The 12,059-nt window shown below is 70.5% G+C and carries 12 protein-coding genes; 1 reads left to right on the forward strand and 11 read right to left on the reverse strand.

Going from position 1 to position 12,059, the window contains the following annotated elements:
• Positions 1-18 precede the first annotated feature (18 nt).
• From GFH48_RS09880 to pcaDC, 8 genes are all read right to left on the reverse strand, one after another.
• Positions 19-942 (reverse strand): amino acid ABC transporter permease, encoded by a 924-nt coding sequence (locus GFH48_RS09880; protein WP_153287901.1) that lies wholly within the window; start codon positions 940-942, stop codon positions 19-21.
• Positions 939-1,583 carry an amino acid ABC transporter permease gene (locus GFH48_RS09885; RefSeq protein ID WP_153287902.1) on the reverse strand — a complete coding sequence of 215 codons (645 nt, stop codon included), beginning with the start codon at positions 1,581-1,583 and terminating at the stop codon, positions 939-941. Before GFH48_RS09885 ends, GFH48_RS09880 begins: the two co-directional genes overlap by 4 nt.
• Before the next feature lie 11 nt (positions 1,584-1,594).
• Positions 1,595-2,512: a glutamate ABC transporter substrate-binding protein gene (locus tag GFH48_RS09890; RefSeq protein WP_153287903.1), complete on the reverse strand. Its 918-nt coding sequence runs from the start codon at positions 2,510-2,512 to the stop codon at positions 1,595-1,597.
• 17 nt (positions 2,513-2,529) lie between these two features.
• Entirely contained in the window at positions 2,530-3,273 is a 744-nt protein-coding gene (locus GFH48_RS09895; RefSeq protein ID WP_153287904.1) for an amino acid ABC transporter ATP-binding protein, read from the reverse strand.
• Positions 3,274-3,431: 158 nt separating this feature from the next.
• Positions 3,432-3,872: a DUF6278 family protein gene (locus GFH48_RS09900; RefSeq protein ID WP_153287905.1), complete on the reverse strand. Its 441-nt coding sequence runs from the start codon at positions 3,870-3,872 to the stop codon at positions 3,432-3,434.
• Between the two features lie 78 nt (positions 3,873-3,950).
• A complete protein-coding gene (locus GFH48_RS09910; RefSeq protein ID WP_153287906.1) occupies positions 3,951-4,730 on the reverse strand; it encodes an exodeoxyribonuclease III in 780 nt (259 codons plus the stop codon).
• 71 nt (positions 4,731-4,801) lie between these two features.
• Complete coding sequence (locus GFH48_RS09915; RefSeq protein WP_153287907.1) at positions 4,802-5,437, reverse strand: MBL fold metallo-hydrolase; 636 nt, start codon at positions 5,435-5,437, stop codon at positions 4,802-4,804.
• A 51-nt stretch (positions 5,438-5,488) separates the two neighbouring features.
• Complete coding sequence (gene pcaDC, locus GFH48_RS09920; RefSeq protein WP_228120488.1) at positions 5,489-6,787, reverse strand: bifunctional 3-oxoadipate enol-lactonase/4-carboxymuconolactone decarboxylase PcaDC; 1,299 nt, start codon at positions 6,785-6,787, stop codon at positions 5,489-5,491.
• A gap of 163 nt (positions 6,788-6,950) precedes the next feature.
• Here pcaDC and GFH48_RS09925 point away from each other — a divergent pair, with 163 nt between their 5' ends.
• On the forward strand, positions 6,951-7,892 hold the full coding sequence (locus tag GFH48_RS09925) for a helix-turn-helix domain-containing protein (protein ID WP_194280543.1): 942 nt from the start codon (positions 6,951-6,953) through the stop codon (positions 7,890-7,892).
• Positions 7,893-8,030: 138 nt separating this feature from the next.
• Here GFH48_RS09925 and GFH48_RS09930 read toward each other — a convergent pair whose 3' ends face one another.
• The 3 genes from GFH48_RS09930 to GFH48_RS09940 are packed head-to-tail and all read right to left on the reverse strand — an operon-like array spanning position 8,031 to position 11,794.
• Positions 8,031-8,912, reverse strand: a complete 882-nt coding sequence (locus GFH48_RS09930; RefSeq protein WP_407698705.1) for a dioxygenase family protein — start codon at positions 8,910-8,912, stop codon at positions 8,031-8,033.
• Between the two features lie 26 nt (positions 8,913-8,938).
• Positions 8,939-9,994: a maleylacetate reductase gene (locus GFH48_RS09935; RefSeq protein ID WP_153287911.1), complete on the reverse strand. Its 1,056-nt coding sequence runs from the start codon at positions 9,992-9,994 to the stop codon at positions 8,939-8,941.
• A 6-nt stretch (positions 9,995-10,000) separates the two neighbouring features.
• Positions 10,001-11,794, reverse strand: a complete 1,794-nt coding sequence (locus GFH48_RS09940) for an FAD-dependent oxidoreductase (protein WP_153287912.1) — start codon at positions 11,792-11,794, stop codon at positions 10,001-10,003.
• Between the last annotated feature and the right edge of the window lie 265 nt (positions 11,795-12,059).

Raw genomic sequence — 12,059 nt, forward strand, 5'->3', positions numbered from 1 at the left:
CTGTGAGCTGCTGCTCCCCTACGGTCTCGGGGCGGTGGGGGAACGACCCCCACCGGGCAGCAGCGTCCCTGGTTCGGCCGGTGCCACCTTCACGGCCTCGGTCTTGGGACTGCGCCGCTCCCACCGGGACACCCGCTGGGCGAACCAGGAGAGCAGCATGCACATCCCGATGTAGATCGGCGAGATCACCATCACCACGGGGATGAACGGCAAATCGTAGTCGAGGTTGGACGCGATCAGTTTCCCGGCGTGGAGAAACTCCTCATAGGTGATGAGGTAGCCGAGCGAGGTGTCCTTCAGGGCCACCACCAACTGGCTGATGATGGCGGGCAGCATGGCCCGTACGGCCTGCGGTACGAGGACATGGGACATGACCTGGGTCTTGCGCATGCCGAGCGCGAAAGCGGCCTCCCGCTGGCCGCGGTCGACGGAGTCGACGCCCGAACGGAAGACCTCGGCGAGCACCGAGCCGTTGTAGAGCGTCAGTCCGGCGACCAGCGCGGGCAGCGGCTGCACCTTGAGCGCGACGAAGATGAAGAAGATCATCACGAGCACGGGCATGGCGCGGAAGAACTCGACGACCAGCGTGGAGATCCAGCGCACCGGGCGGTGGTCGGAAAGGCGTCCCGTGGCGAGCACCCCGCCCAGCGCGAGCGAGAACACGGCGGCCAGCGCGAAGGCCTTGAGCGTGTTGCCCAGCCCGCGCAGCAGAAGCTCCTGGATGCCCTTGTACTCGAAGGGCATCCACTTGGTGTAGGTGAACTGGCCGGTGTCGAACAGGAGATACAGGATCCAGCCGATCAGAGCGAGGATCAGGGCGGTGGACACGACCCCGTACATCCGGTGCCGTCTACGGGTCCTGGGCCCGGGGACGTCGTAAAGGGCGGTGGATCCGTGGGCCGCGGGCCGGTGGGCGGGTGACCGGTGGGCGGTGGCGGTCATCGGGCGACTCCCCAGCGCTTCTCGAGAACATTGAAGACCGCGCTGATGGCGAGGGTGATGATCAGGTAGCCGACGGCGATCCAGACGAAGGTCCAGACGATGTTGTAGCCCAGCTCGCTGAGCGTCTTGTAGGTGCCGAGCAGTTCGGTGACGCTGAACGCCCCGGCGATGGCGGAGTTCTTGGCGAGCGCGATGAGGGTGGAGCCGATCGGTGGGATCACCGAACGGAAGGCCTGCGGCAGGACGACCAGCGAGAGCGTCTGCCGGAAGGTCATGCCGAGACTGCGGGCCGCCTCGCCCTGTTCCCTGGGCACGGTGTTGATGCCGGCGCGCAGCGCCTCGCAGATGAACGCCGAGGTGTAGCAGCCGAGCGCCAGGACCGCGAACACTTGGAAGGGCAGCACGAGTCCGAAGCGCGGCAGACCGAGCAGGACGGCGAAGAACAGCAGGGTGAGCGGGGTGTTGCGCAGCACCGTCACCCAGGCCGTGCCGAGGGCCCGCAGGGAGGCGACCGGCGCGACCCTGAAGGAGGCCATCAGGAAGCCGAGCACGAGGGCCAGCACCGAGGCGTAGACGGTGAGTTCGACCGTGCCGAGGAAGCCCTCGGCGAAGGTGGAGAAGTTGTCTGTCAGTACGTTCACGTCGGCCTCGTTCAGCTCGCCCGGTAGCGGTCGATGGCGGGCGGGGCGGGCGCGGGTACCCCGGAGAGCCCGAGCGTCGCCTCGTACGCCCTCTTCCAGTCCCCGTTCTTCTCCCTGGCCTCCAGCGCGTCGTCGAGTGCGTACCGCAGGGCGTTGTCCCCGCGCGGGACGCCGATGCCGTAGGGCTCCTTGGAGAACGGCCTGCCGACGACCTTGAGTTCGTCGGGGGCCTTCGCCGCGTAGCCGATCAGGATCGCGTCGTCGGTGGTGACGGCGTCGACCTGGTAGGTCAGCAGGTTGTCGACACAGACCGAGTAGGTGTCGTAGGCGACGAGTGTGGCTTTCGGGTAGTCCGTCCTGATGCGCTGGTACGGCGTCGAACCGGCCGCCGAGCAGACGCGTTTGCCGGCCAGGTCCTGGGGTCCGCGGATGTCGTCCTCGTCCTTGCGTACCAGCAGGGACTGACCGGCCAGATAGTAGGGGCCCGCGAAGCCGACGAGCTTCTTGCGCAGGTCGTTGATGGTGTAGGTGCCGACGTAGTAGTCGATCTGGCCGTTCTGCAGGGCGGTTTCGCGGTTGGCCGAGGCGACGGTCCTGAAGTTGACGGTCTTCGGGTCGAAGCCGAGTGAGGCCGCCGTCATCCGGGCGATCTCGATGTCGAAGCCGGCGTAGCCGCCGGTCGCCGGGTCCCTCTCGCCCAGGTACGGCTGGTCCTCCTTGACGCCGACGTTCAAGTGGCCGCGTTTCCACGCCCGTTGCCAGGTGGGCGAGTCGGGGAGCCGAAAGCCCTTCGCGACCTCGTAGGTGGGCAGTTTCTCCGCGGCCGGCCCCTTGGTGGGCGGGCTGCCCTCCTTCCCGCAGCCGGTGAGGGTGGCGAGCAGCGTGGTGACCGCCACCAGGACGAGGCGCACACGTGTGGTACGGATCATGCGGTGCACTCCCCCGCTCAGTGCTTGAGGATCTTGGAGAGGAAGTCCTTGGCGCGGTCGCTGCGCGGGTTGGTGAAGAACTCCTCGGGGGCGCGGTCCTCGACGATGCGGCCGTCGGACATGAAGACGACGCGGTTGGCCGCGGAACGCGCGAAGCCCATCTCGTGGGTGACGACGACCATGGTCATGCCGTCGCGCGCGAGCTGCCGCATGACCTCCAGGACCTCGTTGATCATCTCGGGGTCCAGCGCCGAGGTCGGTTCGTCGAACAGCAGTGCCTTGGGGTCCATGGCGAGGGCGCGGGCGATGGCGACGCGCTGCTGCTGGCCGCCGGAGAGCTGTGCCGGGTACTTGGGGGCCTGTGCGGCGAGGCCCACCCGGTCCAGGAGTTCACGCGAGCGCCGGTCCGCGTCCTCCCGCTTGCGGCCGCGGACCTTGATCTGGGCCAGCGAGACGTTCTGCAGGACCGTCTTGTGCGCGAAGAGGTTGAAGGACTGGAAGACCATCCCGACCTCGGCGCGGAGCCCGGCGAGCGCCCTGCCCTCGTCCGGCAGCGGCCGGCCCTCCAGCCGGATGGAGCCCGACTGGACGGTCTCCAGCCGGTTGATCGTCCGGCACAGCGTCGACTTGCCCGACCCCGACGGGCCGATGACGACGACCACCTCCCCCTTGGCCACGGTGAGGTCGATGTCCTGCAGGACATGCAGCTCGCCGAAGTACTTGTTCACACCCTGCAGTTCGATCAGAGGATCGACAGCCATGCCCGGCCCTACCCACTCTCAGCTGTGTCGCAGATGCCGCAAACTATCCGGGCAACATGGCGCTTAATACTCGACACGCACTTTTCGGGCATTAGCCGTATTTATCAAGTTTCAGGTTTACGGCGTGGCAGTTCGGGACGGGTGCGACGGCCGCCGGGTCAGTCCTCCGACACCTCCGCGTACAGCTGGGACAGCTCGGGAGCCCCGCTGGACGCCCAGGTGTGACCGGAGGCGACCACGTCGATCTCGCGGCCGGAGGTCAGCCGCACCACCGGCTGCCCGTTGGGCCAGATCTCCCAGGCGGCGCCGGAGACGGTGCGCACGATGACCGAACCGAGGTAGAGGCCGGCGTCGTTACCGAGCCAGGGCAGGCTCTCCTCGTCGTCGCGCCAGCGCGGCAGCAGCTGGTCCAGCGCCTCCAAGGAGCCCGCGGAGTCGTCGAGTTCGACGCCCGCCTGGTGCGCCTGCGAGCGCAGCAGCTCGCACTCGGCGAGGAGCTCCGCGATGCCCGCCGGATCGTGGTCGCCTTCGGTGAACACGGCCACCCCGAAGGCGAGACCGTGCTTCTTGCGCCAGGTGCCCAAAAAAGGGATGTTCATACGCCCAGCGTGTCATTCCCGCCGTCCGACACACCACAGGCGCGCCCCGGAACGGCACCCGCGCGCCCCGCCCGCGGGTCACACGTCGAGGTCCACCACGACCGGCGCGTGGTCCGAAGCCCCCTTGCCCTTGCGCTCCTCACGGTCGACGTAGGCGTCACCGACCGCCTTGGAGAACGCCTCGTTGCCGTACACCAGGTCGATGCGCATGCCCCGGTTCTTGGGGAAGCCGAGCTGACGGTAGTCCCAGTAGGTGAAGGGGTGGTCGTACTTGAGGGGGCGCGGGACCACGTCCGACAGGCCCGTCTCGCGCAGCGAGGTCAACGCGGCGCGCTCGGCCGGGGTGACGTGCGTGGCCCCGTCGAACAGGGAGATGTCCCAGACGTCGTCGTCGGTCGGCGCCACGTTGTAGTCCCCGAGGACGGCGAAGGGCCTGCCGCCCGCCGCGTCGCCCGCGACCGCCGCCTTGAGTGCCTCGAACCACTGGAGCTTGTACGCGTAATGGGGGTGGCCCACCTCACGGCCGTTCGGCACGTACACCGACCAGACGCGGACCGGGCCGCAGGTCGCGGAGACGGCCCGGGGCTCCTCGACGCCCTCGTAGCCGGGGTCGCCCGGCAGTCCCCTGACGACGTCGTCCAGGCCGACGCGCGAGAGCACCGCCACGCCGTTCCACCGGCCGGTCGCGTGCACGGCCGCCTCGTAACCCAGCTCGCGCAGCTCGTCGACCGGGAACTGCTCGGCGGCGACCTTGGCCTCCTGGAGGCACAGCACGTCCGTGCCACTGCTCTCCAGCCAGGCCAGCAGCCTCGGGAGGCGGGCGGTGATCGAGTTCACGTTCCAGGTCGCGATGCGCATGGCCGACAACCTACCGGGCGGGTACGACAACGGGCCCCCGCGGCCCGCTCGGCCCCGGCCCCGCGCCGCGCTCAGACCTCCGCCGACGCCCCCGGCGCGAGCCGCAGGTGCTCGGCGCCGCCCAGCGCGCCGATCTGATGGTCGTAGATCGGGCGCGCGAGGTCCGTGATGAGCGCGTCGTGGATGTCGTACGCGCGCTGCGGCTTGACCTCGCGGACGTAATCGATGACCTCGGCGATCTTGTTCCACGGGGCCATCACGGGGAGCATCAGCGTGTCGATCTGCCGGTCGGGGACGGTGAGGGCGTCGCCCGGGTGGAAGACACGGCCGCCGTCGACGAGGTAGCCGACGTTCGTGATGCGCGGGATGTCAGGGTGGATCACGGCGTGCAGCTCACCGTGCACCTGGACGTCGAAGCCCGCGGCGGTGAACGTGTCGCCGTGGCCGACGGTGTGCACACGGCCCGGGAAGGCGGCGGAGAGCCGGTCCGCGACCGATTTCAGGGTCCAGATCTCGGTCGCGGGGCCGGCCTCCATCCCGGCCCGCAGCCGCTCCTCGTCGAAGTGGTCGGGGTGCTCGTGCGTGACCAGGATCGCGTCCGCGCCGACGGCCGCGTCCTCCTCGGTGTAGACGCCGGGGTCGATGACGAGCGAGCGCCCGTCCTTCTCCAGACGGATGCAGGCATGCGACTTCTTCGTGAGCTTCATGATTCCATCCTGCCCCCGCGGAGCGGCCCGGTGCCTCCACCGCCCGGATCATCACTCCTGGGGCGTGGTCTCCTCCCGGATCACCGCCTGCGCCACCTTGAACGCGCTGTTCGCGGCCGGGACACCGCAGTACACCGCGGCCTGGAGGAGCACCTCCTTGATCTCGACCGGGGTGAGACCGTTGCGCAGGGCGGCACGGGTGTGGAAGGCGAGTTCGTCGAGGTGGCCGCCCGCGACCAGCGCGGTGAGCGTGACACAGCTGCGCGAGCGCCGGTCGAGGCCAGGCCGGTCCCAGATCTCGCCCCAGGCGTAACGGGTGACGAACTCCTGGAAGTCCCCGGAGAACGCGTCCGCCGAGGCCAGCGCCCGGTCCACGTGCGCGTCCCCGAGCACCTCGCGACGGACCTTGATCCCCGCGTCGTAGGGGTCGGGCCTGCCCAGGATCCCGGGCTGGGCGACGACGGCCGGGGCGATCTCGGCGACGGGCGCGAGGGGCGGGGGCGTGGCGAGCGCCGGCTTCACCGGGGCCGCCGGGATCGCCACCTGGCCGGTCGACGAGTCGTAGGCGGGCTGCCAGGCGGTGGAGAAGTGCCGTACCAGCAGGTCGGTGACCGCGGCGGGCTGCTCCACGGGGACCAGGTGCGAGGCGCCGGGCACGACCGCGAGCCGGGCGTCCGGGATCCCGGCGACCAGTGTGCGGGCCTCGGCGGGCCCGGTGACCTGGTCGTCGGAGCCGACGAGGACGAGGGTGGGAACGCCGATCCGGCCCAGTTCGGCCCGTACGTCGAACGCGGCGAGCGCCTCGCAGGCGGCGATGTAGCAGCCGGGGTCGGTGGTGCGCACCATCTGCACCGCCCACTCGGTGATGGCCGGCTGGGCCGCGGCGAATCCGGCGGTGAACCAGCGTTCGGGCGAGGTGCGGGCGATCGGGTCGAGTCCGTTGGTCCGCACGATCACCCCGCGCTGGCGGAACTCGTCGGCGGATCCGAAGCGGGGTGAGGCGGCGATCACCGCGAGGGAGGCGATCCGCTCCGGGCGGCGCAGGGCCAGTTCGATCCCGAGGGCGCCGCCGAACGCGCAGCCCGCGTAGCCGAAGCGCTGCACCCCTAGCCCGTCGAGCGTGGCCAGCAGCCGCCCCGCGAGTTCGGCGAACGAACCCGCCGGATAGGCGGGGGCCCCGCCGTGGCCCGGCAGGTCGAAGCGGAAGATCCGCCAGTTCTTCGCCAGCTCCGGGATCTGGCGGTCCCACATGTGCCAGGTGGTGCCGAGCGAGGGGCCGAGGATGAGGACCGGGGCGTCCTCCGGCCCGTCAAAGCGGTATTGCAGGTGTTCAGGCGTCGTCGTGCTCACCCGTTCACGTTCCCACATCCCACATTTTCCCACGCCGGGGGTTCGGGAAGCCCGCCAAACCTCCCCACACCTTTTCGGCCCCTCGCAGGTCCTCCACGTCAGGCTTCCGGCCGGTGTTCCCGCGGCCCCGGGTTTCGGCGGGCGACGCCGTTACCCTGGGGGGATGACAAGCGGGATGGGTAGCGGCCCTGTTCTGTTCAGCACGGTCGGCCTCCCGGAGGGCCACCGGGTCGCCCTGTGGGAGGAGCACAACGCGGCAGCCCTCATCGGCGTGCGCTGCCGCTCGTTGCGTGATGACGCGCTGGAGGCGACGGAGATCAACCTCCAGCTGCCCCACGTCCACCTGGCGCGTGTCGCGGGCGGCCCCCATGTCGTGGAACGGACTCGGTCGGTGGTCCGGGACCTGCCGTCGGACGCGATCGCGTGCTACTTCGCGCTCACCGGGGACGCCTTCTTCTACCACGACGACGGGGTACGGGTGCTGCACCCGGGACAGCTGATCGTCTGCGACGCGGACCGCCCGTTCATACGGGGTTTCTCGCAGGGGCTGGAGGAACTCGCGGTGAAGGTGCCCCGGTCGGTCTGGCGGGATCTCGGCGGGCCGCGGCTGTCCCAGCCCCTGGTCTTCGACGTCGACGAGGGGGCCGCGCAGGCGCGGGCCCTGGCCCGGATGGTCGATTCCGCGGTACTGCCGAAGTCGTCCCGGGCCGTGGACGAGGACATCGTGCTGGAACTGCTCGGCAGCGTGGTGTCGGGCCGTCCGCCGACCACGTCGGCCGTTCATCTCGCGACGGCCCGTGCGTACATCGACGAGCACCTGACGGAGCCGGGGCTTTCCGCGGCGCGCGTCGCCCGGGGCATCGGGGTCAGCGAACGGCATCTGTCCCGGGTGTTCTCCCACGGCGGTGAAAGCCTTCCGCAGTACCTCCTCGGCCGCCGCCTCGACCGCGCCCGCTCGATGCTCGCCGCGGGATGGCCCGGGAGCGTCGCCGAGGCGGGAGCGGCCTGCGGATTCGGGTCGGCCTCCTATTTCTCGCACCGGTTCAAGGAGCGACACGGCGTGGGGGCCGCCGATGTCCTGCGCGGTGGACGCGTCGGAGGCTGAGCACGGGCCGGCCCGCCGCGCCCGCCCGCGACGGTGCCGGTGGCCGGCCGACGCGCTCCGCCCGATGAGGTCCGGGACGGCCGGGTGCTGTCAGGACGGCCAGGTCCCGCCCGGGACCACCAGGGTCCGTCAGGACGGTCAGGTGCCGTCGGGGGCGAGCACGATGTCGAACCGCACACGGGACCAGACCCGGTCCGTGAGATCGCGTCCGTCGGGTGTCGGGCTGCCCCGTCCCTGGGTGTGGAACTCCTTGACGAGCGACTCCTTCACACCGAAGACGGCGTCGCTGTCGAGGAGTTCGTCCCCGCGGACGAAGATGTGGGTGACGAGGGTGCGCAGCGCGGGGGCGCTGACCATGAAGTGCAGGTGCGAGGCGCGCATGGGTGACCGGCCGGTGGCTGCCAGGAGCTGCCCGACCGGCCCGTCGTGGGGGATGGCGTACGGGGTGGGCGTCAGCCCCCAGAAGCGGTAGCGGCCGTCGGCGTCGGTGAACAGGTGGGCTCGCGCGGCGGTGCGGTCGTCGTCGTACTGGGTGTCGTAGAAGCCGTCCTCGTCGGCCTCCCACACCTCGACGCGTGCCCCGGGGACGGGGTCGCCCGCGCTGTCGGTCACGGTGCCCTCGACCCAGCACGGTTCACCACGGGCGCCGAAGGACATGTCGCCCCCCGGTTCGATCTCGGGGCTGTCCTCGACGAAGAACGGTCCGAACACGGTGGCTTCCGTGGCCCGTCCGTACGCCTCGTTGTTGACGGCGACGGTCTGCATCGAGACGCCGAGGACGTCCGACAGGAGGATGAACTCCTGGCGCCGGTCGTCGGTGATGTGGCCGGTGCGGGTGAGGAAGTCGATGCCCAGGTCCCACTCCTTCTCGGTCAGGCGGACGTCCCGGACGAAGGCGTGCAGGTGCTGGACGAGGGACTGGAGCACCTGCCGCAGCCGCGGATCGGTGCAGTCCGCGAAGGACCTGAGGACTTGACGGGTGACCTCTGCCTCTATGTCCTGCTGCCGGTCGTCGGGCATGCCGTCGGTGGTGGCGGGGGTGTGGGTCATCGCGGTTCGGCTCCTTCCCAGGTCGCCTGGAGCAGTTCGGTGATCGCCGGCAGGGTGACCGGGCTCGGGTTGCCGGCCGGGGCGGCGGCGACGACGGCTTCGGCGGCCGGGGCGATGCCGTCGGACGGCATGCCGAGGTCGCGCAGCGAGCGGGGCGCGTCGAGCTGGTCGCGCAGCCGGGCGAGACCCTCCCCCGCGGTGTCCGTGCCGAAGGCCGCGGCGAGACGGTTCTCGGCTTCCGGGGCCGCGCTCCCGTTGAAGGCGAGGACGTGCGGGAGGACGACAGCGTGGGTGGCGGCGTGCGGGAGGTTGAACATGCCTCCCAGTACGTGACAGATCTTGTGATGCAGCCCTGATCCGGCGGACGCGAAGGCCAGGGCGGACAGATAGGCGCCGTAGAGCGCCTGCTCGCGGCCGGGCAGCGCGTCGGGGGCCTCGACGACCATGGGCAGTCCGGAGCGGAGCGCCCGCACGCCCTCGGCGGCGAGGGCCTGGTTGACGGGGTCGGTCCGGGGGGCCCACATGGAGTCGACGCAGTGCGCCACCGCGTTCAGGCCGGAGGCGGCGCTCAGGCCGGCGGGCAGGGTGAGCGTCAGTGAGGCGTCGTAGACGATGGCACGCGGCAGGACCTTGCGGTCGGTGCCGGTGGTCTTGGCGGAGCCCTCGGTCAGCCCCCAGACGGGGGTGGCCTCGGAACCGGCGTAGGTGGTGGGAACGGCGACGATCGGCAGCCCGGTGGTGAGCGCGACCGCTTTGGCCAGGCCGGTGGTCGAGCCCCCGCCGATGCTGACCAGGACGTCGGCGTCGTGCGCTGCGGCCGCCTCGCGGGCTCGTTCGGCGACCTCGACGGGGACGTGCATCACGACGTCATCGTGGCGGTGCACGACGGGCAGGCCGTCCGTGACGCGCTCGGCGATCTCTCCCTCACCCGCTCCGGCGATCACCATCACCCGTCGGGCGCCCAGCGAGGCGATCTCGTCCTTGAGGCTCTCCGCCGCCTCGCCGGAGGCGAACCGCACCCTTTGCGGCAGGGTCTCGTGGAGGAAACGCATCGTGGCTCAGTCCCTTCCCAGGATCGAGAGGAGGGCCTGCCGCAGCTGGTCCTCGGGGTTGTCGGGCAGGGTCGCGGCACGCCACGCGATGTGCTTGTCCGGACGCACCAGCAGCACTCCGCTCTCCTCGACCTCGCGCAGCTTGGCCCAGTCGTAGTACAGGTCGGTGACCTCGCGGCCCGGACCGATGACGACCGTGCCGAGCGGGACGCCGAGTTCCTGGGCGATCTTCTCGCCGGCCTGTGCCCACGCCTCGCCGGCGATGCCGGTGAGCAGCGTCCACCGGGTGTAGGGCGCCAGGTCCATCAGCGCGAGGCGGCGGCTGCTGTCGCCGACCCAGGCGTGCGGCAGGTGGGAGCCGGGAACCGTGGACATCTCGTAGTAGAGGTCCGTGTCCCGGGTGGGCGCGGGGAGTGCGGACCCGTCGGACAGCACCGCCGAGGACGTGTAGAACTGGCCCAGTTCGACGCCGTGCGCGTTGAACTCGTAGTTCTTCAGATCCATGGCTCGTACGAGGGCGGCCCGTTTGGCGGCGCCGGCGGGGGTGTTGTCCTTGCGCTCCTCGATCGCGGCGGCCATCTCCGCCTCGGTCCGCGCGTCGAGCAGGCCGAGGGACTCGAAGATGCCCACGAACTCCCGGCTGGACCGGTTGGCCCGCTTCACGATGCGTTCGGCGACGGGGGCGCGTTCGGCGGTGTAGCTGTCCAGGAGTGCCGGAGCGGCCTGGCCCCTGAGCACGGCGGCCAGCTTCCAGGCGAGGTTGTAGGCGTCCTGGACCGAGGTGTTGGAACCCAGGCCGTTGCTCGGCGGGTGCCGGTGCACGGCGTCACCGGCGCAGAACACCCGCCCGTGGTGCAGGCGGCTCGCGTACATCTCGTTGTTGCCCCAGAGGCTGGTGCCGGTGATCTCGACGTCCAGGTCCGGCATGCCGAGGAGGTTCCGCACGATCTGGACCGCCGCCCGCTCGTCGACGACGGGGGGCTCGTCCTCGATGTCGTAGCCCCACACGATCAGCCACTCGTTCCAGGGGCGGATCATGCGGACCAGGCCCGCGCCGATGCCGCCCACGTCGGAGCCCGGCTGTACGACCCAGTACAGGACGGAGGGCCGGTGGGAGACGTACCGGGAGATGTCCGCCTTGAAGGTGATGTTCATCGATCCGGCGATGTCCATGGCGCCCTCGAACGGCAGACCGATGTCGGCGGCCACCTTCGAGCGGGCGCCGTCGGCGCCGATCAGGTACTTGGCGCGAATGCTGTACCGCGCGCCGGTCAGGCGGTCGAGGACCTCGACGGTGACGCCGTCGGCGTCCTGGGTGTGGGAGAGGTACTCGGAGGAGAACCGGGTGTGGGCGCCGCGCTGCGTCGCGTTGCGTACCAGGATCGGTTCCAGGTAGGTCTGGGGGATGTCGACGGTCAGGCAGGGCGACGCGAGCCGGTAGTCGGCCTCACGGTCGGGACGGGTCCCCCAGGTGTGGATGCGGCCGATCTCCTCCCCGGTGATGCTCGTGCAGAACACGGTGTCCCCGACCAGACCGTGCTCGGTGGCGTCCGCGAGGACCTGGGTCTCGACACCGAGGTCCCGGAAGACCTCCATGGCACGCTGGTTGGTGATGTGCGCGCGGGGCGTGTTCGCGGTCCACCGGTACTTGGTGATCATGATGGCGTCGACGCCCAGGGTCGCCAGCAGCAGCGCGGCGCTGGCGCCCGCCGGCCCGGAGCCTATGACGACGACCTCGGTGGTCACGATGGAGTCGGAGGGCGGTTCGGTCTCTGGGGTCCCGTCGTTGAATTCCGGCATGTTCGTGATGGCCTTTCGTGAGTCCGGCGTCATTGCCGGAGACGTCAGTGTGGAACCGGGCGGGCGGGCACGGAATGGCGTGAGGCCATGTCGGCGGGAACGCCAAAGGGTGGCGGTTTCGGGAAGGACAGCGGGCCGGGGGACGGGTCGGACGGGGGCCGGGACGAGTCGGGGCGGGTCGGTTCCGGGACGATCCAGGTGGGAACCGGCGGGGGCGCGGGTGGGGGTGCCGGGGTGGGTGCCGGAGAGGACCTTCGGGAACCCG

The organism is Streptomyces fagopyri (genome assembly GCF_009498275.1).
Taxonomy (GTDB): domain Bacteria; phylum Actinomycetota; class Actinomycetes; order Streptomycetales; family Streptomycetaceae; genus Streptomyces; species Streptomyces fagopyri.

Bases quoted from the DNA above. Each gene is read 5' to 3' on its own strand.
- GFH48_RS09880 (WP_153287901.1), bottom strand. From the start codon at position 942: ATGACCGCCACCGCCCACCGGTCACCCGCCCACCGGCCCGCGGCCCAC.
- GFH48_RS09890 (WP_153287903.1), bottom strand. From the start codon at position 2,512: ATGATCCGTACCACACGTGTGCGCCTCGTCCTGGTGGCGGTCACCACG.
- GFH48_RS09895 (WP_153287904.1), bottom strand. From the start codon at position 3,273: ATGGCTGTCGATCCTCTGATCGAACTGCAGGGTGTGAACAAGTACTTC.
- GFH48_RS09900 (WP_153287905.1), bottom strand. From the start codon at position 3,872: ATGAACATCCCTTTTTTGGGCACCTGGCGCAAGAAGCACGGTCTCGCC.
- GFH48_RS09910 (WP_153287906.1), bottom strand. From the start codon at position 4,730: ATGCGCATCGCGACCTGGAACGTGAACTCGATCACCGCCCGCCTCCCG.
- GFH48_RS09915 (WP_153287907.1), bottom strand. From the start codon at position 5,437: ATGAAGCTCACGAAGAAGTCGCATGCCTGCATCCGTCTGGAGAAGGAC.
- GFH48_RS09925 (WP_194280543.1), top strand. From the start codon at position 6,951: ATGACAAGCGGGATGGGTAGCGGCCCTGTTCTGTTCAGCACGGTCGGC.
- GFH48_RS09930 (WP_407698705.1), bottom strand. From the start codon at position 8,912: ATGCCCGACGACCGGCAGCAGGACATAGAGGCAGAGGTCACCCGTCAA.
- GFH48_RS09935 (WP_153287911.1), bottom strand. From the start codon at position 9,994: ATGCGTTTCCTCCACGAGACCCTGCCGCAAAGGGTGCGGTTCGCCTCC.
- GFH48_RS09940 (WP_153287912.1), bottom strand. From the start codon at position 11,794: ATGCCGGAATTCAACGACGGGACCCCAGAGACCGAACCGCCCTCCGAC.